Here is a 23,492-nt window from a genome sequence, read left to right on the forward strand (position 1 = left end):
ACTCCCCTAGCACTGATAGTAGCAAAATTCTTATGAGCCGAGGTTCGGCTCATAAGAGATTGTATTGGATTGAGGCCCGTTCGGCTTTCAGCCTCGGGTAAGGAAAATAGCTCCTGATTACTTTGTTTCTAGCAAGGACAATTGAAGTTTAATCGAAACGAATGGCTTTTACGGGAGATATTTTGGTAATTATATAAGACGGAATTAATAAAACAAGGAAACAAACGGTAATCGTGAGTAGATTTAGCAACAATATATAATCTAAATTGATGTAAACTGGCGCTTGATTGACGTAGTAATTTTCGGGATTGAGTTTGATGATTCCGAAATATTTCTGAATCAATAATAAAGAAATACCAATTAGATTTCCCCAAAACAGTCCTCTTACAATAAGGTAAAAAGCATTGTAAAGAAATATTTTTCTGACTGACCAGTTATTCGAGCCTAATGCTTTTAATATCCCTATCATTTGGGTACGTTCGAGAATGAGTACCAATAATGCCACAACCATATTGATAGTGGCGACAAGAATCATTATTACTAATATAATGATGATATTGAAATCGAAGAGTTTTAGCCATTCGAAAATATAACTATATTTTTCGATTATAGTTTTGGTGTCCAGCGTTGACGACGTTTTTTCATAAACTTGTTCGCCAATGGATTTGATATTGGTGAAATCGTTTGCAAAAACTTCGAAAGCTCCAACTTGATCTGGTCGCCATTTATTGATGCGTTGAATGTGCCGAATATCCCCTATTATATAAGTAGCGTCGAATTCCTGAAATCCAGAATTAAAAATTCCTGTGATTTTTAATCTTCTAATATTTGGTAGTTGGTTTTGATTTTCTTTGATGAAAAAGGTGTTGAAAGAATCGCCTGCCTTGAGATTTAACCTGTCGGCAAGGAATTGAGAAATCAAAACTTCCTGATTGAGATTTTTTGAAAAATTAGGCAACTTACCTGAAACAATATATTCCTTAATATTATTCCACTGATAATCCGCGCCAACTCCTTTAAATATTATTCCTTCAAAAGCTGTTGCTGTTCTGATGATTCCCGCTTTGCTTGCAATGGCTTGAATATGACTTACTCCGGGAACGGAATTGAAATTTGGATAAAAATTTTGATTTTTTGAAATGGGAACTAGCGTAACTTCGGATTGATTGTTGTCATAATTGGAAATAATAATATGACCGTTGAAAGCGGAAACTTTATCACGGATTTTCTGCTGCAATCCAATTCCAGTAGCAACCGAAACAATCATCATAATCATTCCGATGGCAATGGCCGAAATAGCAATTTTTATTATTGGTGCAGAAATACTGCTTTTATAATCTTTGGCAGATATGAGTCGTTTGGCTATGAAATATTCTAAATTCAATTTGATAAAGTATCTATAAGGATTTGATTATGCCAAAAATACAGCATAAAGATGTATTGCTACTTAATAAAAGCTAAAAATTATGATATCTTGATTGATGTATACTAAAGAATGGATTTATAAAGGGATTTTCTTTTTCATTTCTTCGACAATATTAAAAGCTGCTGGACAAATCGCTACATTTTTTAATGTCAAATCAGTAATTTGCTGAAACTTTTTTCTATCCGTATGTGGAAATTCACGACAGGCTTTTGGGCGAACATCATAAATGAAACAGGTGTTATCACTATCTAGAAAAGTACAAGGAACACTTTGAAGCACATAATCTTTGTCTTCGTCAATGTGCAAATATTGGTCGATGAATTGCTGTGGTTTTTGTCGCAAATGTTTTGAAATACGCTCAATATCAGCCGAAGTAAATAATGGCCCAGTCGTTTTGCAACAATTGGCACATTTTAAACAATCCGTTTTTTTGAATTCGGTGTCGTGCAAATCCCGCATTATATAATCTAAATTCTTGGGTGTTTTCTTTTTTAGCTTATCAAAATACTTTTTGTTTTCGATATGCTTATCTTTGGATTCTTTAGGAAGTGCGTTTATAATGTGTTTCAAGTTTCAGGTTTGCTACACCCGTTTGCTTTCGCTCGGGTCAAGTTTAGCCCACAAAAGTAAACAACTTCTATATTATTAACATTAAAATTAAGGACAGATTGCTTCGTTCCTTGCAATGACTATGAAAGACCTTTTCGGAAAAGCCATACTCGATTTTCAAACTAATAATTCTCCCGAAGATTTAATTACTGAAACTTCCATTTCTGAAGCGGATGAAATGAGTGTTCCCTATCTTTTTCGTTCTTATGACGAAATGCCAAAGTTGGAACAAAAAGCATTGCAGCTTTCCAAAGGAAAAACTCTCGACGTGGGTTGTGGCGCAGGAAGCCATAGTTTGACATTGCAAAATGATCGCAATCTTGAAGTGATTTCTATAGACATTTCGCCAAAAGCGATTGAAGTCTGTAATCTTCGTGGTTTAAAAAATGCCAAAGTTCAAGATGTAATGACATTAGAAAACGAAAAATTCGATACTATTTTATTGTTAATGAATGGCACGGGGATTTTTGGCACATTAGAAGAAACACCTGGCTTTTTGCAAAAACTCAAAAGTCTACTAAATCCAAACGGACAAATTCTAATCGATTCCTCGGATATAATTTATATGTTTGATAATGATGAAGATGGAGGAAAATGGATTCCGGGCAATGGTTATTATGGTGAATTAACTTTTACTATTTTCTATAAAAATGAAATCGAAGAAACCTTTCCTTGGCTTTACCTCGATTATAATACTTTACAAAATTTAGCTTTTGCTAATGGTTTAGAATGCGAATTGATTCTAGAAGGAGAACATTTCGATTATTTGGCAAAGCTTTCGATTTAGGTAAATAGAAAAAAGTAAATGCTAGATCTAGAAGAAATTGCGATTTCGTTTATTATAAATAACATATAATTAAAAGAATTTCATATCAAGGTATATTCAGATATTTATGTGTTTGTAAAGAAACACGCCATTTTGGATTATTCATTACATAGTCTACAATAAGCGGCGTCATTTCTTCCTTTTTACTCCATTCAGGTTGGAGGAATAATATGGCGTTTTTGTTGATTTTTGAGGCTTGTTCTTCAGCGAAAATGAAATCGTGTTTATTATAAATGATGACTTTCAACTCGTGGGCTTTATCATAAACAGTTTGTGTTGGTAATTTATTTTTCTTTGGCGAAAGACAAATCCAATCCCATTCTCCTGTCAACTTATAAGCTCCCGATGTTTCGATATGCACTTTTAGGTTTTGCTCTTTTAACTTTTGAGTCAACAAGGTCATATCCCACATCAAAGGTTCTCCTCCAGTAACCACAATGGTATCTGCATTTTTTTTAGCATTGGCAACGATAAAATCTATACTTGTGGGCGGGTGCAATTCGGCATTCCAACTTTCTTTTACATCACACCAATGACACCCCACATCACAACCGCCAATTCTTATAAAATAAGCCGCAGTTCCGGTATGAAATCCTTCTCCTTGTATGGTATAGAATTCTTCCATCAACGGAAGCATTGCGCCTTTATTAACTTCTAACTGTATTTCTTTTGATAACATTTTTTCAATTTGAATGGCAAAGATAGTGAATTTGGGATTTACGATTAAGGATAAAAGTAATGGCATAAAAAAACCGATAGCTTTTTTGAAACTATCGGTTTAGTATGAAAAAAGGGACTATTTCAGCATTTCCAATGATCTAGTAGCATAATCGTTTGTTGGATCAAGCACTAGCGTTTTATTGAAATATTCAATCGCTTTGACTTTATCCGTATTGGCATAACTTGCAGCAATATTATTATAACACTCAATAAATTTAGTTATTATTGCTGGTTTTGCTAATTCTTCAGCTCCTTTTTCAGTTACTTTTGTTACATATTCTTCATAATATTTAACCATCATCTCATCATTATCAAGCGATCTGTTGATTCTGGCTTTGTAGATATAAGCATCAAAATAAGAAGGAGAGGCAATTAAAACATTTTCGAAAGCTACGTCTGCTTTTTGTAAATTAACAAGATTTGGCACTACGTCTTTTTGAATATTGCTGTAGTAAATAGACAATCCATAATAAACATTATCGTCAAGATAATTTTTAGATTCTTTATTTGCTATACCTAATTCGAAAATAGAGGCTGCTTCATTATATAATTTTTTACTAAACAAATTTACACCGATTTCGTTTAAATCTTCAACGGCCAACGGCTCCATTTCGATTGATATTTTTATATCCACTAACCCCAAATTCAATGCTGTTGAATCAATTGAAAAACCATCGACACTTGTTCCTTTTTTAATTTTGGCCAAGCCTAAATATAAAAAATCTTTAGCGATTATTTTGTTCGAAGAATTTGAAGTAAAACTTTCCAATGATTTAATAGCAACATCAATATTACCGTTTTCATATGCAGAATATCCTAAATAACGAAAAATTCTAGGGTTAACCTTGTCTAATTCTGTCATTTTTTTTGCCTCGATTTCAAGTGCTTTATAATCTTTTACAAGAATAAGAAAATCAGCATGACGCATTCTAGAATTTAAGGAATAGTCTGTAAGGCTAAGGTATTTTTCATAATTCCTAATGGCTGTTTTCATGTATTCCTCAGATTTAGAAGGCTTGTTTCTTCCCCATTTATAATAGGTTTCAGCTAATTCTCTGTAAACTGGGCCGTAATTAGGGTTTAAATCTATGACTTCGTTATATGATTTTAAGGCTAGGTCATACGATTTAGCTCCTTTTAACAAAACTCCTAATTGCATTTTTGCTCTAATCAAGGTGTTATCGGCTTGAAAGGCATTTCTATAAGCTGCATAAGCCTCATTTTGATTTTTATCACCATAAAAAGCATCTCCAAGAGCCAATTGTATTTGTGCGTCCATCGGGTTAATTAATTTAGCTTTTTCTAAAACTAAAAGTGCTTTTTTATAATCTGGTTTTTCAGCATTCATATAGGCTCGGCCAATATAAACATATTCCTCAATGTCTTTTTTTCTTAGCTTTTTTGTAGCCAAGTCAAAATAAACTTGAGCATTTGCTAGGTTACCTTTGTCTAAATCTATCTGACCTAAACCTATGTAATTAAAGTTTCCGTCGTCTTTAGATAAGATTCCTTTTTGAAAATAAATGTTGGCAGAGTCCTTATTGCTTTGTGTAAGATATACATTCCCTAAAAGAAACATAGCTTTCCCATCATCTGATTTTGTTTGAACGATCGATTTCAGCATCGATTTTGCGCTTTCAAATTGTTCTGCATCTATTGCTTTTATTGCTTGATTTAAATCTTGTGCATTGCTAAAAGATACTGAAGCCAGCATAACAAGGCTAAAAATTTTAAATTTATTCATCTTAACTTTTTTTAATTTATTCATTGTCATTATTAATTTTATTTCTAATATTAATTTTTCTTCCTGGAATTCTTATTGGCAATAATCCAGATTTCAAAATTATTCTTTGTCCAATATCACTAGCAACAAAAGATGCAAAGCCCATTCCTAGGCCTGAATACCCTTGCCCATTAATGATATACAAATCACGTACCAAAGGATACTTGCCTTCAGCAATATTGTTTTGACTCGGGTCATAATAGTTTGTGCCAGTAAGACTTTTGACGCTTAAAATGTTTACATCATTTACAAAACGCTGCATATCTGGCATTGGTTGCGTCAACCAATTTACACCCACTATTCCAATCATACCTTCGTTTTGAGCAACAAATTTTATTACTTCTTCATTTGTTTTAAATGAAAAAACGCCCTGTTCTGGAATTGATTTTATTCCAGCCAATGAGTTCATATAATTTACTGTGCTTGAATTTGGATTGTCAAATACCAAACCTTTAATTTTTATACTTGGTTTCCCCTGCATAAATTCTATTATAGCCTTTACCTCTATTATAGTGTCTTTATTCCTTTTGTTTGAAATAAAAGCAATAGCGTCTGTGGCAAATTTAGTGATTTTTGGAGTAATTTTTTTTTGGGCAAATATTTTATTTTCTTCGACCGTTAAATTTCTTGTTAAAACTGCAATTCCTGATTTTTTAATAAACAAGGAATTGATTATTTCTGATTCTGATTTGGCAACTATTTTAACTTTTACTTCATAATTACTTTCAAAGGCAGCAACTTGATCTTCCATTATTGGCGTTAAGGTTTCGTCCACCAAAATGGTTACGGATCCTTTCAATATAGATTCTTTATCGGTGTCTTTCTTGTCTTTTTGGTTACACATTACGAATAAGAATCCAACAAAAACGAGAATAAAAAGTTTTTTAATTTTAGACATAACTAATCTTTATTTGAATTAAAAAATCTAAAAAACCTTAGGAAGGAATAAACAATAAGAATAAGACCAAAAGCCATTCTATAAGTTGGCGACATGGCTATTGGAAAGTTTTTTGGAAAAATTGAATCCCAAAAAATAACAGTAATACCCATGAAAAGATATACTAAAAAAAACAAAATTCCTATAATGAGAAGAAATCGCTCTTTGGGCGATTTCTTCTTAAAATTATATAAATAATTTTGAAACATTAATCGGCAGATTGAATGCTGATTGGTAAACTAAATGTACACCTTACCTTTTTTCCGTTTTGCTCTCCTGGACTCCATCTTGGTGAAGATTTTAAAACCCTAATAGCTTCTTTCCCTGTTCCATAACCAATATCCCTAAGTACTTTGATATCAGTTAATGAACCATCTTTTTCAACTACAAAAGTAATATACACTTTCCCTTTAAGACCTTCCTCCTCTGGAGTACGATAATTATTGGCAATATATTTATAAAATTTACTCATCCCACCTGGGAAATCCGGCTTTACCTCAATACCGGCGGTATTGTAAACGGTGTTGTCTTCTTCTACAACAGCTGCAACTCCAGTTCCTACAGGTTCAACAGTTAAAACAGCATCTGGATCTCCTTTTATAGTTTCAGCGCCAATTTTTTTCTGTTTAATTTCTTTAATAACAACAATTTCTTCAACCACTTCCTCTGCTTTTGCAACCACTGGCTTCACAAATTTTACTTGATCTACTTTTGGTGGTGGTGGTGGAGGTGGTGGTAGATTTTCTTTCGGTTTTTCTTTAGGCGGCATTTTTACCGTCGTGATTTTTACGTTCAATGTTTCATTATCATCTGAAGAATCGGGAAGAAAACTTAATAATTTTGGAATGCTAACCGCAAACGCAAAAACAAATGCGCCAATTAAAAATGCTCTAAAAGCATTCTTAGTAATTGTTTTTCTTAAATCATAAGCCCCGTACTTTTTGTTGCGTCCTTCGAATACAATTTCAAGCCATTGGTCTTTTAATATATCTAATTTCATATTTCTTAATTATTAGGTTATTGGGAAATCCGATTACTCTTTTTTTCCTTCTAACAATTTTTGTTCCTCTGGCGTATATTCATTAACAATTGCATAAGTAGGCACATCAACAATAGCCATTTCATCCAATATATCAACCAGGTTACGGTAATTTGATTTCTTGCTTGGTTTAATAATTACAATCATTCCGTTTTTAGGTTTTCCGTTTGCTGTTGAATAAGCCAAAACAGATTTTTTTCTTGAAAACAACTCCGTACGAATTCCATCTTTACCATAAGTAAAGTTTTTTGGAGCTCCACCAGCAACAGGTGTTGCCAACAAACCTACATACCGAACCAACTTGTCGTTGTCTCCCAATAATATCGTCATTGTACGGTTTTCGTCAACTTTGATATCCTTGTCTTTAGTATTCTTATCATCTTTATCTGGCAACCCCAAATTCATTGATTGTGGTTTAGACAAGGTAGTAGTAAGCATAAAGAAAGTTATCAATAAGAAAGCTAAATCTACCATAGCAGTTAAATCTACTTTGGAGTTTTGTTTTTTACTTCTTACTTTTTTGTCTTTTCCGCCTCCACCGTCGCCTGTATTTAATTCAGCCATTTTAGTGTGTGTTTTTTAATTATTTTTCTATTGCTCTCAAACCAGTAACTAAACTAAAGCTATTGATTTTTTGATCTTGCAAAATATCCATAACTTGTCTAATCGCAGGATATTCCTCTTTTTGATCTCCTTTTATGGCAATTTGCAATTCTTTGTCATTAACTTCTATATTTGCAATACGGGCATTTTGAACCCAGTCCGCTAATTGATTGTCAAGTGAATCTTTTGGAACACCTGGTTGATCCGCTTTACTTCTATCAGAACTCTTCATTGCAATGATGCTTTTGAGACCTGAAATAGGCACTCCAAAACCTTCCATCAAGGCAAATTCATTTTTTTCATCTTGTGTAAAATCGACACCATATTTTTCACCCATCAATTCAAGAGTTTTTTTGCGAATTTCTCTTCCTTTCAAGTCAAAAAACACTTTCCCTTTACCAATGGTCAAAGTAGCCAAATCCGTTTCAGGCAATTTGGTTTGCACAGTTGATTGCGGCGTATCTACAGGCAATGCTTCTGGTATTTTGGCAGTTGCGGTCAAAATAAAAAAAGTAAGCAAAAGAAAAGCCACATCACACATCGCCGTCATATCGGTAGACAACGATTTTTTGGACATTTTTACAGCCATTAAGTTTTATATTTAAATTTATCAGGAATCAGAGTTATACTTACTATAACGCTGATTTCTGATAAATATTAGTAATTATTTTTTTGTACCTCTGTAGTGTCTGTATGTATTCACGATAGTAGAACCAGCCTCATCGATAGAATAAGTCAAAGTGTCAATTTTAGAAGTAAAGAAATTATAAGCAATAATTGCTAAAGCCGAAGTCGAGATACCTGTAGCGGTATTGATAAGTGCTTCAGAAATACCGTTTGCAAGTGCAGATGAATCCGGGGAACCAGCAGCAGACAAAGCACTAAACGCTTTAATCATTCCTGTTACTGTTCCTAATAGTCCCGCAAGAGTTCCTAAAGAAACTAATGTTGAAAGAATAGTCATGTGTTTTTCTAACATTGGCATTTCAAGTGAAGTAGCTTCTTCTATTTCTTTGTGAATTGTTTCGGCAGCAGCTTCGCTATCCAATCCTTCTTTTTTCACGTCTTGGTATTTTAATAATGCTGATCTAATTGCATTTGCAACAGAACCTTCTTGTTTGTCGCAAGCAACAATGGCACCATCAATATCACCTGAAGTAACACTTGATTGTACGCTTTTCATGAATTGGTCAAGATTTCCTTTACCCGCAGCTTTAGAAATTACTGCAAAACGTTCAATTGAAAATACAACTACCATTAAAAGCAATCCCATCAAAACAGGTACAATAGGACCTCCTTTGTAAACCATTGCCAAGTAATTTCCTGGAATTGGGTGGCCTGTATTTACTCCTCCTTCAAAATTTGAACCATCTCCCATTATAAAATTCCATACTAACCATCCAGTAAAAATACTTAATATGATAATGATTAATGAAATCATTCCTGCTAAACCTGAACCACTTTCTTTTTTAACGTTTGCCATTTTCTTAAATTTTAATAGTTTTAATAATTTATTGTTTGTTTTAATAAACTTGTTGAGGCGCAAATTTATATTTTTAGTTGTAATAAAAAAACTTTTTTATATTTTATTACAGTTAATTTTATCCTAAATAAAAAAATAACCTGCCTATTTTGCATTTATATCAGAAAATGTTCTGAAAAATAAATATTTCTAACAAAACAAGCTCCTATTTTAAATACTTATCCAAAAAATTCTCTTAAAGATAGTTTTTAAATTAAATAAAACCCCATTTTGTAAGAGTAAAAAATTTCGGTTTTTTAAATAAAATTAATATATTGCATTTTAATTCAAATTTATCATGGGTAGAAAAGAAGAATTAATCCAACACATTACCAAAAGCTATCTTCCAAAAGGAGAGGGTATTGCCCTTGGTGGAGCGATACTTAAAGCTTAGCTTTAATTGACACACTCTTAAAAACCCCATTAAAAACCTTAAAATGATAATAAGTAAAATGTGATAAAAGCATTGACAAATACTACCTTTATTCCTGTTGCTTATGGGGTTATGAGCGTATAGCTTAAGAATATAGAAAAACAAAAGACGTCCATCAATTAGATCCTTATAAATGAAAAAATACCTGATTCAAAAATCGCCTTTTGTGGTTCCTACAACTGATGGAAAACTCATCGAGGAACATCATGGAATTGTAACCACAAACAATCCAGCTATTTCAATAGCACATATGATTGCCCCACCGCTTTGGAAAGAACCGTATCAAACTCCCGAGTTTGAAGAATATACTTATATTATTTCTGGCAAAAAACAATTTATTATAGAAGGTGAAATTGTCATCCTTAAAGCGGGACAATCCATAAAAATAGAAAAAAATACACGCGTTCAATATTCAAATCCGTTTGAAGAACCGTGCGAATATATGGCAATTTGTATTCCAGCTTTTGATTTTACGAAAGTGCATCGGGAGGAGTAAATTCAACATCAATGGCAATGGCGAAAATTTATATTGAATTTTGCCATTGCCATTGAAAACTATTTCATTGGTCTAAAAATTAATTCCGTCGAAGTCTTGATTATTTCTTCCTTGTTCAATTTCATTTTTCTAAATTTTCCATCCGCATACATTTCCGCCTGATCGTTGTAATGCTTGCTAAACGGATTTCCGGATTGTCCTGTAGGCAAAATACTCATGCTGTTTTCAATATCTGAAAAATCAATAACTCTTCTTGTTGATGGTCCACCATTTACTACATATTCGCCACTGTCGGCAAAATTGAACATTAAATTGTTAATCACTTCATTTGAGCCTGAAACTTCAAAAGGACCAACATTAAAAATTCCTTTTAAAAGTGCGACTTTCCCCAAAGGATGCTGATGTTCTAATGTATGAACTCGGTTCCAAGTCCAAGAATTTAGATCATTTCCCAATTGTTTTTCAAGTTCCGCAATGGCTCCGTGAAACGATTTGTTGAGGATTTCATTTCTAGTTTCTTTTTTGTTTTTTGTGCTAATATCATCCCACCAAACCGAATTTTCATTCTTAGTTTGCGGAGCAATAATTTGTTTGATAATGTGCGTGCTTAAAAGCATTTTAAAATTAGCTTCCCCTAACTCGTCCCGGAATGTGTTTTTTAAATAATTGTAAATCCATTTATTATAAATTGTTGGCGCGATGTCTTTTAAATCATTGGAACCATTCCATTTTTTAAGGATTTCAATTGCTTGTTTTTCATTGAGTGAAAGGGATTTTGAATCTAACGCTGAAATTAAATTACTAGCCACAATTGGCGCAACCGAAGAAGTATTGTCATTTATCATTTTACCTACATCTTCTTTTGTCCAATTGTTTTTGGGCTCTAATAATCCTAAAATTCTTTTGGCGCGGTCTTGCGGCAAATAATATCCCGGATACAAATAACCGTCAACAGCTTCGGGTTGATTGTTTGCAGAATACACATAATTCCAACTTGGGTTTATGGCGTGAGGGTTTTTAGAAAAATCAAGAAATTCTTTCTTATCATCGATGCCATTTGTACCGTTTAGAATGAAATTTGGATTTACAGATTCATCTAATTTATATAACTTCCCTGAAGTATTCCAGGCTATATTTCCTTTGGCATCACCATACATTATGTTTAATCCTGGTGCCGCGATTAAAGAAACTCCTTTTCGAAAATCAGGTAGGTCTTTAGAGTGTGAAAGTGAATAAACTGCTTCTAGCATTTGATTTTTTTGCTGGGTAAAAACCCACGACATAGTTACGGGTTTCGCTCCGTTAATTCCGTCTAAAAAACCATTCATTACTGGGCCATGAAGTGTTTCTTTAACTTCCAAAATCACATCAGAACTGTCTTTCACTTTGATAGTTTCTTTGCGAATTTTGTAATTTTGAAATCCTGTGGGAGTTTTGTATTGGTTTTTATTGTTTGGATTATCTTCTTCTTGAAACAAATCGATATCGTCATTTTCGAACATCGTTATGCCATAAGCATAATTGCGGTTATGTCCCAAAAGGGGAAATGGGGTTCCGGCTAAGTAATAACCATAAATTTCATAATTTGGTACGACAATATGGGCTTCGTACCAAGTGCAAGGTTGAGAGAAAGCAATGTGCGGATCGTTAGCTAGAATTACTTTGCCATTTTTTGTTTTATTAGAAGCTATAACCCAACTGTTACTACCTATGAAAGCGGGGACTGGAGAACTATCGAGCAAACTGGCTATTGATTTTGAAATTTCAGCATATTCAATGGTATTCCCATCGAAGTTTTTTAGTTGAGTTATCCCCAACGAACCTTCTAAACCAAAATCTTTTAAATAATCGGCCCCTAATTTTTGTTGAATATCAGTCATTAAAGGATCTGTTTTTTGGGCTTGGGCAAAACTAAAAGCCATATAGCCAAAAATATTATAAACGTCTTTTAAAGTAAATTTATCTTTTTTCAATCCTAGTATTTGGAACTCAATAGGCGTTTTTCCATCTTCCATGTATTGATTTACGCCATCAATATAAGCCATAGCAAGTTGATATGCTTCGGAATTTTTATCGAAGTTAGCAATTGCTTTTTCGGAATATTTATCAATTCCTAAACCAGCAAAAAACTTGTCTGCTTTCAATAATTTGGAACCAAACATTTCTGACAATCTTCCCGGAGCAATGCGCCGTATCAATTCCATTTGCCACAAACGATCTTGGGCATGAACATATCCCAACGCTATCATTGCATCTTTCTGGGAATTGGCATAAATATGAGGAACCCCATAATCATCAAAATAAACCGTAGTTTCCTTTTGAATGTTCTTGAGTTTATGCTCTCCTTCATAAGTAGGTTTTAAGTAAAAACCATAACCCACAAAGGCAATGGCAAAAAGAACTATCAATGATAAAATGACAAGAAGAGATTTTTTTAGAATTTTCATTTGAAATAAATTTTATACACAAATATATATTATATAAAAGTTTTTTTGGACTATTTCTATCCAATATTTTTGAGAAACTAAATTATTACGTTTAATCTATTTATAATATCGCTAAACAAAGTTATCTTTGCTTTAAATAAATTCAGGATGAAACACATTTCAAAAGCTAGCATTTCCCTAATGGAAAAAATAGAACGATTAAATTTAATTAATTCTTGCACGGGATATAAATCGGCCAATCTAATCGCCACAAAATCAATAGACGAAAAGCCAAACGTAGCCATTTTTAGCAGTGTTACGCATTTAGGAAGTGAGCCCGCATTAATTGGATTTATTATGCGCCCAACAACAGTTCCTAGAGACACTTATAAAAACATTAGAGAAACTGGCTTTTTTACCGTCAATCACATTACTTTAGACATGATTGAAGATGCACACCATACATCGGCAAATTATGAATTGGGAATTTCTGAATTTGATAAAACAAAACTAGAAGAAGAGTATAAAAAAGGCATCCTAATTCCCTTCGTGAAAGGGAGTCCTGTTCAGTTGCATTGCAAATATGTAAATGAATATTATATTAAAGAAAACGACACAATTCATGTTATAGCTTCGATTGAAAATCTGTTTTTTGATGAAAATTTACAACATGAAGATGGTTGGTTACAAATTGACAAAGGAAATGTAATTGCGCTAAACGGTCTCGACGGATATTGTTTGCCTAAATTGGTGGATCGTTTTCAGTATGCGAGAAAAGACAAGCCAACAAAATCGTTTTTTAAATAAAAAAATCTCGTCATTGCTGACGAGATTTAGTGAATTAATATTTTTACGCTTTTAGATGATTAACATCGCATCACCGTAAGAATAGAATTTGTATTCTTCTTTGATTGCTTCTTCGTAAGCTCTTTTCATTAAATCATGCCCGCAAAAAGCTGAAACCATCATTAATAAAGTTGATTTTGGTGTGTGGAAATTTGTAATCATACAAGTTGCCAAACTAAAATCGTGAGGCGGAAAAACAAATTTATTTGTCCAACCATCAAAAGGATTCAATGTTCGTTGCGATGAAACCGAACTTTCAACGGCACGCATGGAGGTGGTTCCAACAGTACAAATTCGTCTTTTGTTTAATTTTGCGTCATTGACAATGTCACAGGCTTCTTGGGTGATTTTTAATTCTTCAGAATCCATTTTGTGTTTTGATAAATCTTCAACCTCAACAGGATTGAAGGTTCCCAAACCAACATGAAGGGTAACTTCGGCAAATTTAATTCCTTTGATTTCTAATTTTTTCATTAAATGCTTCGAAAAATGCAATCCTGCAGTTGGCGCTGCAACAGCTCCTTCTTCCTTAGCATAAATGGTTTGGTAACGATCCGCATCTTCTGGTGTTACATCTCTGCTAATGTATTTCGGAATTGGAGTTTCTCCAAGTTCGGTCAATTTACTTCTAAATTCTTCATAAGAACCATCGTAAAGAAAACGTAATGTTCTACCACGTGATGTTGTATTGTCTATGACTTCGGCTACTAATGAATCATCGTCTCCAAAATATAATTTATTTCCAATACGTATTTTTCGAGCTGGATCTACCAATACATCCCAAAGACGTTGTTCTGCATTTAGTTCTCTCAATAAAAAAACTTCGATTCTTGCTCCTGTTTTTTCTTTGTTTCCGTATAAACGGGCTGGAAAAACTTTAGTGTTATTCAAAATTAGGACATCGCCTTCATCAAAATAATCGATAACATCTTTAAATGTTTTGTGCTCAATAGTTTGTTTATTGCGATCAATAACCATTAAACGTGCTTCGTCTCTATTTTCAGATGGATATTCTGCAAGAAGTTCTTTTGGTAAATTGAATTGAAAATGTGATAATTTCATATGAGAAAGTTATGAGTTATGAATTATAAATTATGCGTTTTATCTTTCATAATTTTAAATCGTGCGCAAATATACGATTGTGAGATAGGCGTTGTCAAGTGTTTCGACGTTTATTTTCCTTTTTGCCGCAAAGACGCCAAGTCACAAAGGTTGTTTTCTCCAGGAGCGTTTATATTTCCGCCATTTCGAAACCCAAATTTTTCAAATCATTCCAAAAATCAGGATAGGATTTAGAAACTACTTCGGCATTTTGAATAATTATAGGAACTTTTAATGCTAATGGTGCAAATGCCATTGCCATTCTGTGATCGTTGTAAGTGCCAATTTTTATGTTAGGATTAATTATGTTAGAGTGTTCTAAAGTTAAACTATCGTTAGTAACGGAAATATTCGCTCCTAGTTTTGTCAACTCAATTCGTAAGGCTTCTAGTCTATCTGTTTCCTTAATTTTTAAGGTATGAAGTCCTGTTAAATGACAACCAATTCCTAGTCCGAGACAAGTCACAACTATAGTTTGGGCGATATCTGGAGTTTTATTAAGCTCTAAGTTTAGAGTCTCCTGTTTAAAGTTGGGTTGTTTCACCAAAGTTATTTTGTTTCTATAAAAAGTAGTCTCGACACCCATTTTTTTGTAAATCTCCGCCAAAGCAGAGTCGCCCTGCAAACTATTTTCTTTATAACTCGACAATGTAATTTCAGTTTCTACCTTGGCCAAAGCCACGATGGAATAAAAATAAGAAGCGGATGACCAATCACTTTCTACTGTCAGGGTTTGTGGTATTGGGTCTTGTCCCCTCGACTGTGCTCGGGATGACACGCTCGGAGTAACAATAATTTTATTTCCTTCGAAGGATGTTTCAACTCCAATTTCATTCAACAAAGCCAAAGTCATTTTGATGTAAGGAACAGAGGTTATTTCGCCTTCCAGCCTCAATTCGATTCCGTTTTCAAGTTTTGACGCAATCAACAAAAGTGCCGAAATATACTGGCTACTCACGCTTGCCGGTAAAGAAAATTTGTTTTTAGAGAGTTTTTGCCCCGTGATTTTTATTGGCGGAAAACCTTCGTTTTCCAAATATTCAATTTTGGCTCCCAATTGTAGCAAAGCATCTACCAGAATCTTGATTGGTCTTTCTTTCATTCTTGGAGAACCCGTCAAAGTCACCGTTCTATTTTCTTGTACGGCAAAAAAAGCGGTCAAAAATCGCATCGCCGTTCCGGCGTGATGAATATCGATAATTTCCTGGCTGACAGACAATGCTTTTTGCATTACTTGGCTATCATCGGAATTGGATATGTTTTCTATTGCAATGTTGGGGAACAAAGCTTGCAACAACAACAATCTATTGGTTTCGCTTTTTGAACCGGTTATTGAAATGGCTGATTTTGGTTTACAAATAGAAGGCTGTAGTAGTAAATTCATTTTTTAAATTATTTCACAAAGAAGCGCAAAGATACACAGAGATTTAAATTATTTTAATTTTTCATTGTTTTTGTGTCTGTCCTTGTCCCGAATTGATTTCAAGTCCATTTTCTTGTCGAAAGCCGCTTGCAAATCGATTCCAGTTTGGTTGGCCAGGCACAAAACCACAAAAACCACATCGGCAAGTTCTTCGCCAAGATCTTTGTTTTTATCGCTTTCTTTCTCTGATTGTTCTCCGTAACGACGCGCAATAATCCTAGCTACTTCGCCTACTTCCTCGGTAAGTTGTGCCATATTTGTGAGTTCGTTGAAGTAACGAACACCGTGTTCTTTGATCCAATTATCTACTTCGAGTTGGGAGTTTTTTAAATCCATTATTCTTTATTTTTACTATCAATTATTATTGTAACGGGGCCATCGTTTAAAAGACTCACTTTCATATCGGCACCAAAAACTCCAGTTTCCACTTTTTTACCAAGTTCAATTTCTAATTGCTGCACAAAATTTTCATAAAGCGGAATGGCAATTTCGGGTTTTCCTGCTTTGATATAGGAAGGGCGGTTCCCTTTTTTTGTAGAAGCCTGCAAGGTAAACTGGCTTACTACAATTATATTGCCATCAATATCTTTTACAGACAAATTCATAACGTCGTTTTCATCTCCAAAAATGCGAAGATTTACAATTTTTTGGCAAAGCCAATCAATATCTTCATGATTATCAGCGTTTTCAATTCCGACTAAAACTAGCAATCCTTTTTGGATATCAGCTACAATTTCAGAATCAATAGTTACGGAAGCGGAAGAAACTCTTTGAATTACGGTTTTCACTTTTGGCTAATTTATTAATGGCTTTTGCCTTAATTATTCTCTTGTTTTATCGCTAATAATTCGGCCTTCATTATGAATATCTGTTCGGTAATTCTCGTCGTCGCCTTCCAAGATTTTCAGGTAACTATTGTAGCGTGACCATGAAATTTCATCTTTTTCTAATGCTTCCTTTACAGCACATTTCGGTTCGTCTTTATGTAAACAATTATTAAATTTACATTGGTCTTTCAACTTGAAAAACTCTGGGAAATAGCCGCTGATTTCTTCTTTTTCCATATCGACAATCCCAAAACCTTTTATTCCCGGCGTATCAATTATTCGAGCATCAAAACTCAAATCGTACATTTCGGCAAAAGTCGTAGTATGCTGCCCTTGCTTGCTTGCTTCGGAAATAGTTTTTGTTTTTAGATGTAAAGATGGCTCCATTACATTGACTAAAGTAGATTTTCCCACGCCAGAATGCCCTGAAAACATACTCACTTTTCCAATCATCATTTCCTTAAGTTTGTCGATTCCTTTACTTTCTTTGGCAGATACGCAAAGGCATTTATATCCAATATTTTCGTAAATATATTGCAAATACAATTGTTCATCAAGGGTAGTGTCGTCAAAAGTATCTATTTTATTGAAAACCAAAACGGTTTCTATTCCGTAGGCTTCGGCTGTTACCAAAAAACGATCAATAAAATTAGGAGTTGTTGGCGGATTGTTGATAGTAATCAAAAGAAAAACCCGATCAATATTTGATGCAATGATATGCATTTGATGTGATAAATTTACTGATTTTCGAACAATATAATTCTTTCTTTCGTGAATATTATAAATGGTTCCTGTAACGGTGTCCGAGGTTTCTTCGAGTTCATAATCTACGACATCGCCCACCGCAATAGGGTTGGTACTTTTGATTCCTTTAATCCGGAATTTTCCCTTCATGCGACATTCGATAAAATCGCCTTGTTCGGATTTTACGGTGTACCAACTTCCTGTAGATTTATAAACGAGTCCTGTCATAGGTGCAAAGATAATTGATTGTTTTTCTTTTAAAGTTTAAAAGTGTGAAGTTTTTGACACTACACCCCTTCTAAAACAAAAAACCCCCAAACTCTTTAAACAAGCATGGGGATTCAATTTTTAAAAAATACTGTTTATGAATTCAATATTTTTTCTTGGTGACCAATGCTTTCTTGGTGAATATCCTTGAATAACCTAATAATAAACTCTTCGGTCAATCCTTTTTTTCCACCTTCTAAAATCATTTTTTCTTGAATTTCGTTCCAACGATTGTTTTGCAAAACAGCTACATTGTTCTCTTTTTTCACTTGACCAATTTCGTCAGCTACTTTCATACGTTTCCCTAATAACTCTAATAAATTAGCATCCAAAACATCGATGTTTGCTCTTAATTTTGTCATTTTGTTAGCAAACTCATCTGTGTCACCACTTACTTTTCTAACTTTCAAATCTTTGAAAATTTGTAGTAAGGCTTCTGGTGTTACTTGTTGTGCAGCATCGCTCCAAGCATTGTCTGGATCATTGTGCGTTTCGATAATCATACCGTCATAATTCAAATCTAAAGCTTCTTGAGTCACTTCAAGTATCATTTTTCTATCTCCAGTGATATGGGATGGATCAATAATCAAAGGCAAATCTGGGAATTTGTTTTGTAATTCGATAGCAATTTGCCATTCTGGAATGTTTCTGTATTTTGTTTTTTCGTAAGTAGAAAAACCTCTGTGAATCACTCCTAGCTTTTTAATTCCAGCAGCATATAAACGTTCAACACCACCTAGCCACAAAGCCATGTCTGGGTTTACTGGGTTTTTGATCAATACGATTTTATCAGTTCCTTTCAAAGTATCTGCAATTTCTTGAACTGCAAATGGATTTGCAGTTGTACGAGCGCCAACCCATAAAACATCGATATCATTTTCTAAAGCTAATTTACAGTGTGCAGCGGTGGCCACTTCTGTCCCCATTAGCAATCCTGTTTCAGCTTTTGCTTTTTTCAACCATTTCAAACCAATTTCTCCAACTCCTTCGAATCCTCCCGGACGCGTTCTTGGCTTCCAAATTCCAGCTCTAAAAACGCTCACATCAGAATCTTTTAATGCGTGAGCAATTTTCAATACTTGTTCTTCTGTTTCAGCACTACAAGGGCCTGCTATCACAAATGGATGAGTCAAATTAAATTCGTTCAACCAATTTCTCATTTCTTTCTTGTTTTCCATCTTTTCTAATTATTTATTTTTTTTATTGTGTTTTTATTTGATTGTGTTTTTATTTTTTAACTGTAAATTGATCCTTTCATTCCTTCTGCTTTTTAACATTCATTCCGTTTAATATTTCCTTTATTCGATTCACACTTTGCATTTCGTTGTAAATCGCATCGTAATCTTCATTCTCCAATAACTCTTTGAACTTAGACAAATTAGAAATATACTCTTCTAATGTTTCTACAACTTGTTTCTTATTTTGTTTAAAAATAGGCGTCCACATTGCTGGGGAACTTTTTGCCAAACGAACTGTACTTTCGAATCCAGAACCCGCCATGTCAAAAATATCTTGCTCGTCTTTTTCTTTGTTTATCACGGTTTTACCAAGCATAAAGGCACTTATGTGAGACAAATGGGAAACATATGCAATGTGCTTGTCGTGCGATTTTGGATCCATGTATCGGATTCTCATTCCCAAACTTTTGAACAATTCTAACGCTTTTTCCTGTAATTTGAAAGTGGTTTTTTCTACTTCACAAATAATATTCGTTTTTCCTTCAAATAATCCTCTTATCGCAGCCGAAGGTCCTGAAAATTCGGTTCCAGCAATTGGATGAGTAGCAATGAAATTTCTTCTTCTCGCATGATTTGCTACCTCTTCGCAAATTGGCATTTTGGTAGATCCTACTTCAAAAACAATTGTATTCTCACCAATACAATCCAGAACTTTTGGTAAAACAATTAGGGCAACATCTACAGGGACGGAAACGATTACAAAATCAGCATTGATTAAGTCATCAAGCTTGGCAACTGCATCAATAACTCCCATAGCCAAGGCTTCCGCCAAATGACTTTCGTTATTGTCAATCCCATAAATAGTAACTTCCGGATGTAAGGATTTTATATCCAACACCATCGAACCGCCTATTAATCCTATTCCTATTACAAAAACATTAGTCATAAAGTCTTAAAGTTATAAAGTCGAAAGTCTGTGTGCCTCCAAATTCGTAATTCGTAATTTTTAATTCGTAAATCTATTTATTGCCTCTTGTACTTTTTCCTCGTTCACACACAATGCAAAGCGGATGTAACCTTCTCCATTACTGCCAAAAATTGTTCCCGGTGTTATAAAAATCGATTTCTCGTATAATATTTCGTCTATAAATTTCTCTGCCGATGTGATTCCTTCGGGTAATTTTGCCCAAACAAATAACCCAACGCCTTCTTTGTATACTTCACATCCTAGTTTTTCGGCTAATTGCTCTGTTAAAACCCTTCTTCTGTTGTAAATAACATTCATTGATTCAAACCAGGATTTGTCACTGTTTAATGCTGCAATTGCTCCTTTTTGAATTCCAAAAAACATGCCACTATCCATATTGCTTTTTACTTTTAATATTGCATCGATACAGGCTGCATTTCCTAAAACCATTCCAACTCGCCAACCTGCCATATTGAAGGTTTTTGACAAAGAGTTTAGTTCTAAAGCTACTTTTTTTGCTCCTTCTACTTGCAACAAACTCATTGGATTATCATTCAAAACAAAACTATACGGATTGTCATTAATTAATAATATGTTGTATTTTTTGGCAAAAGCCACTAATTTTTCAAACAATTTCAAACTTCCTCTTGCTCCTGTTGGCATGTGCGGATAACCCATCCACATGATTTTCACTTTAGATAAATCCAATTTTTCCAAAGCTTCAAAATCAGGTTCCCAATTATTAGTTTCCTTTAAATCATAATAAACCGGTACAGCGCCAACTAAATTCGTAACCGAAGTATACGTTGGATATCCTGGATTAGGAATCAAAACTTGATCGCCTTCATTCAAAAAAGCCAATGAAATATGCATAATTCCCTCTTTGGAACCCATCAAAGGCAAAATTTCTGTGGTTGGATTTAAATCAACGCCATAGTTATTTTGATAAAAATTAGCCATCGCTTTTCTCAATTCAGGCAAACCCTGATAACTCTGGTACTGATGTGCATTCTCTTCCTGCATGGCCAAGGAAACCGCATTGATAACCGCTTGTGACGGACGCAAATCTGGACTGCCAATTCCCATGTTGATAATTGGTTTTCCCTCTGAAGCGAGGAGTCTTACTTCTCTTAATTTGGAAGAGAAATAATATTCTTCAATTATATCTAAACGTTTTGCGTTTTGTATCACGGTTTTGAGTTTTTATATTCGCCCAATACTTTGAAGTATTCTGCCATAATTTCTATTAAAGATTTTGCTTTTGCATAATCCTCGTATTTATCGAAAGTCACATCTACAAAAAAAGAATATTTCCAAGGCGTTTCAATTTTTGGCAAGGACTGAATCTTAGTTAGATTCAACTTACAATCGCTCATCACATTCAAAACTGCAGCCAGACTTCCTCGTTTGTGGCTCAATTCAAATTTCAAGGAAGCGCGATTAATTTCTGTTTTATCAACAAATGAATTCGCTTTATTGATAATAACGAAACGGGTCATGTTGTTATTAATAGTTTGTATTTCTGGCTCCAAAATTTCTAAATTATACATCTTAGAAGCCGTTTGACTAGCTATTGCAGCAATTCCTATCAGTTGGTTTTCGTGAATTCTCCTTGCCGTTTCAGCTGTATCTTTGTCCTCAACAATTTTTATGTGTGGGTATTTTTTTAAAAACTCCATACATTGCAACAAGGCGATAGGATGAGAATGTACTTCTTGAATATCCTCAATTTTCTGACCTTTTAAAGCCATGAAATTTTGATGAATACTTAAATAATGCTCCCCAATTATGTGTAAATCATTCTTGTCTATTAAAGCATAATTTGGAATAATTGGCCCCGCAATCGAGTTTTCAATAGCCATAACCGCTTGGTCTGTTTTACCAGACAACAAACTTTCGACCAATTCTTCAAATGATAAACACTCATCTACAACCACGTCCTGATTGTAATATTCTTGTGCCACCTGATGGTGAAAAGATCCTTTTATACCTTGAATTGCAATTGTTGTGCTCATAAATATTCAAAAAAAAATCCTGATTTTCATCAGGATTGTATATTAGTTTTATTTGTTTCTTAATCTTTCAAATAACCATAGACAATCCTTACTTCCTAAAGAAGAAATAGTAAGAGTTACTAAAATAAAAATGGTTATTCAACATTATAATTCTGTTTTTCAATAAATTCTTTGCGAATATATGCATAATTTCCTGCCAACCAAAAAAAAAGACAACTATTATTGAACAAAAAAAGAATTCTCTGTAAAACCTGATTTTAATTATATAATATTTAAAAACAGACTCTAAAAAATTACATTTAAGCAACTGCTTTTGAGCGTGTTCCGGTTAATAAATTCTTATGAGTTAAACAAAAATAAATTACTAGTTACTATTTCACTCTTGTGGGCGTGTCTTTACCGCTTATAATACTTTGCGAACTGATAGCGATTGACTTCACAATTTCGGTCATGTTATCTAAATCTAAAGTTGAAACCTCATCACTCAATTTATGATAATTGGGTTCTGAATCCATTTTTGAAGTAGAAATAGTGTGAGCCGGAACTCCTAAGGCTGCCAGTCTAGCATTATCGGAACGATAAAAAAGTTGCTCTTGTGGATATGGATCCGGGTTGAAATTAAAATTAGAACCTAGTAAATTTTCCTGTAAAATCGTTCCAAAATCAGATTTCTCAAAACCGGTTATGTAGGCCGAATTTTTGCCCCATTTACTTTCTGTCCCAATCATTTCTATATTAAACATTGCTACAACTTTTTTAGAATCTATGTTTTCCGAAAAAAACTTCGCCCCAAAACCTCCAACCTCTTCCCCGGTAAAGGCCACAAACAAAATCGTTCTTTCGTTTTGATTTAATTCCTTAAAGTATTTTGCCAAAGCAATTACGGCAGTAGTTCCCGAAGCATCATCGTTTGCTCCATTATAGATTTTGTCTTCTCCATTTTTTATAACTCCCAAATGATCATAATGCGCCGAAAAAATTACATATTCATCGGGTTTAGAATTTCCCAAAAGGATGCCAATCACATTATTTGCCGACTTACTTTTAGCGATAAATTCTTGTCGGTAATTCGTTAAATCTTTAAAATAAGAAAGGCCTGCTTTTTTAAATTCATTTTCAATGAAAACAGAAGCCAAATCAATTCCCGTCGAAAAAATAGCTCTTCCCTCCATTTTATCTGAAGCTAATTCGGTTTCAATTCGTATGATATCTTCTTTTTGAATAATTGGTTTTTCTTGGGCTTGAACGAAAAGTCCAAAAAAAGCAGCTAATATAACGGTGTTTTTTTTCATAATTAAATTTAA

Annotated in this window: 23 protein-coding genes; 3 read left to right on the forward strand and 20 right to left on the reverse strand. The window is 33.9% G+C overall.

All coding sequences use genetic code 11. The features are described from left to right. Window positions 1–148: 148 nt before the first annotated feature. Together AABM59_RS08160 and AABM59_RS08165 are read right to left on the reverse strand one after the other, a co-directional pair. Window positions 149–1,384 carry an FtsX-like permease family protein gene (locus AABM59_RS08160; protein ID WP_338408472.1) on the reverse strand — a complete coding sequence of 412 codons (1,236 nt, stop codon included), beginning with the start codon at window positions 1,382–1,384 and terminating at the stop codon, window positions 149–151. Between the two features lie 117 nt (window positions 1,385–1,501). Continuing rightward, complete coding sequence (locus AABM59_RS08165) at window positions 1,502–1,996, reverse strand: YkgJ family cysteine cluster protein (protein WP_338408473.1); 495 nt, start codon at window positions 1,994–1,996, stop codon at window positions 1,502–1,504. A 121-nt stretch (window positions 1,997–2,117) separates the two neighbouring features. Here AABM59_RS08165 and AABM59_RS08170 point away from each other — a divergent pair, with 121 nt between their 5' ends. Continuing rightward, a complete protein-coding gene (locus AABM59_RS08170) occupies window positions 2,118–2,822 on the forward strand; it encodes a class I SAM-dependent methyltransferase (RefSeq protein WP_338408474.1) in 705 nt (234 codons plus the stop codon). Between the two features lie 85 nt (window positions 2,823–2,907). Here the strand turns inward: AABM59_RS08170 and AABM59_RS08175 are convergent, their stop codons facing one another. The 7 genes from AABM59_RS08175 to AABM59_RS08205 form a co-directional block, all read right to left on the reverse strand. Beyond that, window positions 2,908–3,540: a 7-carboxy-7-deazaguanine synthase QueE gene (locus tag AABM59_RS08175; protein ID WP_338408475.1), complete on the reverse strand. Its 633-nt coding sequence runs from the start codon at window positions 3,538–3,540 to the stop codon at window positions 2,908–2,910. Between the two features lie 117 nt (window positions 3,541–3,657). Continuing rightward, on the reverse strand, window positions 3,658–5,325 hold the full coding sequence (locus AABM59_RS08180; protein WP_338408476.1) for a hypothetical protein: 1,668 nt from the start codon (window positions 5,323–5,325) through the stop codon (window positions 3,658–3,660). Between the two features lie 16 nt (window positions 5,326–5,341). Beyond that, the gene (locus tag AABM59_RS08185) at window positions 5,342–6,262 is read right to left on the reverse strand and encodes a substrate-binding domain-containing protein (protein ID WP_338408477.1); all 921 of its coding nucleotides are present in this window, start codon (window positions 6,260–6,262) and stop codon (window positions 5,342–5,344) included. 247 nt (window positions 6,263–6,509) lie between these two features. Further along, window positions 6,510–7,301, reverse strand: a complete 792-nt coding sequence (locus AABM59_RS08190; RefSeq protein WP_338408478.1) for an energy transducer TonB — start codon at window positions 7,299–7,301, stop codon at window positions 6,510–6,512. Window positions 7,302–7,334: 33 nt separating this feature from the next. After that, window positions 7,335–7,904: a biopolymer transporter ExbD gene (locus AABM59_RS08195; protein WP_338408479.1), complete on the reverse strand. Its 570-nt coding sequence runs from the start codon at window positions 7,902–7,904 to the stop codon at window positions 7,335–7,337. 19 nt (window positions 7,905–7,923) lie between these two features. Beyond that, window positions 7,924–8,532: a biopolymer transporter ExbD gene (locus AABM59_RS08200; protein WP_338408480.1), complete on the reverse strand. Its 609-nt coding sequence runs from the start codon at window positions 8,530–8,532 to the stop codon at window positions 7,924–7,926. A 75-nt stretch (window positions 8,533–8,607) separates the two neighbouring features. Continuing rightward, window positions 8,608–9,426 carry a MotA/TolQ/ExbB proton channel family protein gene (locus AABM59_RS08205; RefSeq protein ID WP_338408481.1) on the reverse strand — a complete coding sequence of 273 codons (819 nt, stop codon included), beginning with the start codon at window positions 9,424–9,426 and terminating at the stop codon, window positions 8,608–8,610. Window positions 9,427–10,031: 605 nt separating this feature from the next. Between AABM59_RS08205 and AABM59_RS08210 the strand changes: the two genes are divergently transcribed. Next, window positions 10,032–10,394 (forward strand): cupin domain-containing protein, encoded by a 363-nt coding sequence (locus AABM59_RS08210; protein ID WP_338408482.1) that lies wholly within the window; start codon window positions 10,032–10,034, stop codon window positions 10,392–10,394. Window positions 10,395–10,453: 59 nt separating this feature from the next. On the opposite strand, the gene AABM59_RS08215 is transcribed toward AABM59_RS08210, so the two are convergent. Next, window positions 10,454–12,841, reverse strand: a complete 2,388-nt coding sequence (locus AABM59_RS08215; RefSeq protein ID WP_338408483.1) for a penicillin acylase family protein — start codon at window positions 12,839–12,841, stop codon at window positions 10,454–10,456. 147 nt (window positions 12,842–12,988) lie between these two features. On the opposite strand from AABM59_RS08215, the gene AABM59_RS08220 reads away from it, so the two are divergent. Further along, window positions 12,989–13,627, forward strand: a complete 639-nt coding sequence (locus AABM59_RS08220) for a flavin reductase (RefSeq protein WP_338408484.1) — start codon at window positions 12,989–12,991, stop codon at window positions 13,625–13,627. A 51-nt stretch (window positions 13,628–13,678) separates the two neighbouring features. Here the strand turns inward: AABM59_RS08220 and queA are convergent, their stop codons facing one another. The 10 genes from queA to AABM59_RS08270 form a co-directional block, all read right to left on the reverse strand. Further along, complete coding sequence (gene queA, locus AABM59_RS08225) at window positions 13,679–14,728, reverse strand: tRNA preQ1(34) S-adenosylmethionine ribosyltransferase-isomerase QueA (RefSeq protein WP_338408485.1); 1,050 nt, start codon at window positions 14,726–14,728, stop codon at window positions 13,679–13,681. A gap of 169 nt (window positions 14,729–14,897) precedes the next feature. Next, a complete protein-coding gene (locus tag AABM59_RS08230) occupies window positions 14,898–16,151 on the reverse strand; it encodes a 3-phosphoshikimate 1-carboxyvinyltransferase (RefSeq protein ID WP_338408486.1) in 1,254 nt (417 codons plus the stop codon). A gap of 48 nt (window positions 16,152–16,199) precedes the next feature. Next, window positions 16,200–16,526, reverse strand: coding sequence for a nucleotide pyrophosphohydrolase (locus tag AABM59_RS08235; protein WP_338408487.1), 327 nt, complete (start codon window positions 16,524–16,526; stop codon window positions 16,200–16,202). After that, a complete protein-coding gene (dtd, locus tag AABM59_RS08240) occupies window positions 16,526–16,978 on the reverse strand; it encodes a D-aminoacyl-tRNA deacylase (RefSeq protein ID WP_338408488.1) in 453 nt (150 codons plus the stop codon). Before dtd ends, AABM59_RS08235 begins: the two co-directional genes overlap by 1 nt. Window positions 16,979–17,011: 33 nt before the next feature. Then, complete coding sequence (gene rsgA, locus AABM59_RS08245; RefSeq protein WP_338408489.1) at window positions 17,012–17,989, reverse strand: ribosome small subunit-dependent GTPase A; 978 nt, start codon at window positions 17,987–17,989, stop codon at window positions 17,012–17,014. Between the two features lie 134 nt (window positions 17,990–18,123). Continuing rightward, window positions 18,124–19,206: a bifunctional 3-deoxy-7-phosphoheptulonate synthase/chorismate mutase type II gene (locus AABM59_RS08250; RefSeq protein ID WP_338408490.1), complete on the reverse strand. Its 1,083-nt coding sequence runs from the start codon at window positions 19,204–19,206 to the stop codon at window positions 18,124–18,126. Between the two features lie 76 nt (window positions 19,207–19,282). Next, window positions 19,283–20,152, reverse strand: coding sequence for a prephenate dehydrogenase (locus tag AABM59_RS08255; protein WP_338408491.1), 870 nt, complete (start codon window positions 20,150–20,152; stop codon window positions 19,283–19,285). Between the two features lie 60 nt (window positions 20,153–20,212). After that, window positions 20,213–21,364, reverse strand: coding sequence for an aminotransferase class I/II-fold pyridoxal phosphate-dependent enzyme (locus AABM59_RS08260; RefSeq protein WP_338408492.1), 1,152 nt, complete (start codon window positions 21,362–21,364; stop codon window positions 20,213–20,215). After that, window positions 21,361–22,188, reverse strand: a complete 828-nt coding sequence (locus AABM59_RS08265) for a prephenate dehydratase (RefSeq protein ID WP_338408493.1) — start codon at window positions 22,186–22,188, stop codon at window positions 21,361–21,363. The genes AABM59_RS08260 and AABM59_RS08265 overlap by 4 nt, the downstream gene beginning before the upstream one ends. A gap of 371 nt (window positions 22,189–22,559) precedes the next feature. Then, window positions 22,560–23,480, reverse strand: a complete 921-nt coding sequence (locus AABM59_RS08270) for a M20/M25/M40 family metallo-hydrolase (protein ID WP_338408494.1) — start codon at window positions 23,478–23,480, stop codon at window positions 22,560–22,562. Window positions 23,481–23,492: the final 12 nt, after the last annotated feature.

Origin of the sequence: uncultured Flavobacterium sp., from assembly GCF_963925185.1 — a bacterium.
Lineage (GTDB): Bacteria > Bacteroidota > Bacteroidia > Flavobacteriales > Flavobacteriaceae > Flavobacterium.

What these genes read in the sequence shown, in the direction of transcription:
- queA (WP_338408485.1), bottom strand. Translation starts at nt 14,728, where the DNA reads ATGAAATTATCACATTTTCAATTCAATTTACCAAAAGAACTTCTTGCA.
- AABM59_RS08265 (WP_338408493.1), bottom strand. Translation starts at nt 22,188, where the DNA reads ATGAGCACAACAATTGCAATTCAAGGTATAAAAGGATCTTTTCACCAT.
- AABM59_RS08210 (WP_338408482.1), top strand. Translation starts at nt 10,032, where the DNA reads ATGAAAAAATACCTGATTCAAAAATCGCCTTTTGTGGTTCCTACAACT.
- AABM59_RS08270 (WP_338408494.1), bottom strand. Translation starts at nt 23,480, where the DNA reads ATGAAAAAAAACACCGTTATATTAGCTGCTTTTTTTGGACTTTTCGTT.
- AABM59_RS08205 (WP_338408481.1), bottom strand. Translation starts at nt 9,426, where the DNA reads ATGGCAAACGTTAAAAAAGAAAGTGGTTCAGGTTTAGCAGGAATGATT.
- AABM59_RS08230 (WP_338408486.1), bottom strand. Translation starts at nt 16,151, where the DNA reads ATGAATTTACTACTACAGCCTTCTATTTGTAAACCAAAATCAGCCATT.
- AABM59_RS08170 (WP_338408474.1), top strand. Translation starts at nt 2,118, where the DNA reads ATGAAAGACCTTTTCGGAAAAGCCATACTCGATTTTCAAACTAATAAT.
- AABM59_RS08235 (WP_338408487.1), bottom strand. Translation starts at nt 16,526, where the DNA reads ATGGATTTAAAAAACTCCCAACTCGAAGTAGATAATTGGATCAAAGAA.
- rsgA (WP_338408489.1), bottom strand. Translation starts at nt 17,989, where the DNA reads ATGACAGGACTCGTTTATAAATCTACAGGAAGTTGGTACACCGTAAAA.
- AABM59_RS08195 (WP_338408479.1), bottom strand. Translation starts at nt 7,904, where the DNA reads ATGGCTGAATTAAATACAGGCGACGGTGGAGGCGGAAAAGACAAAAAA.
- AABM59_RS08250 (WP_338408490.1), bottom strand. Translation starts at nt 19,206, where the DNA reads ATGGAAAACAAGAAAGAAATGAGAAATTGGTTGAACGAATTTAATTTG.
- AABM59_RS08175 (WP_338408475.1), bottom strand. Translation starts at nt 3,540, where the DNA reads ATGTTATCAAAAGAAATACAGTTAGAAGTTAATAAAGGCGCAATGCTT.
- AABM59_RS08200 (WP_338408480.1), bottom strand. Translation starts at nt 8,532, where the DNA reads ATGGCTGTAAAAATGTCCAAAAAATCGTTGTCTACCGATATGACGGCG.
- AABM59_RS08190 (WP_338408478.1), bottom strand. Translation starts at nt 7,301, where the DNA reads ATGAAATTAGATATATTAAAAGACCAATGGCTTGAAATTGTATTCGAA.
- AABM59_RS08255 (WP_338408491.1), bottom strand. Translation starts at nt 20,152, where the DNA reads ATGACTAATGTTTTTGTAATAGGAATAGGATTAATAGGCGGTTCGATG.
- AABM59_RS08185 (WP_338408477.1), bottom strand. Translation starts at nt 6,262, where the DNA reads ATGTCTAAAATTAAAAAACTTTTTATTCTCGTTTTTGTTGGATTCTTA.
- AABM59_RS08220 (WP_338408484.1), top strand. Translation starts at nt 12,989, where the DNA reads ATGAAACACATTTCAAAAGCTAGCATTTCCCTAATGGAAAAAATAGAA.
- AABM59_RS08215 (WP_338408483.1), bottom strand. Translation starts at nt 12,841, where the DNA reads ATGAAAATTCTAAAAAAATCTCTTCTTGTCATTTTATCATTGATAGTT.
- AABM59_RS08180 (WP_338408476.1), bottom strand. Translation starts at nt 5,325, where the DNA reads ATGAATAAATTTAAAATTTTTAGCCTTGTTATGCTGGCTTCAGTATCT.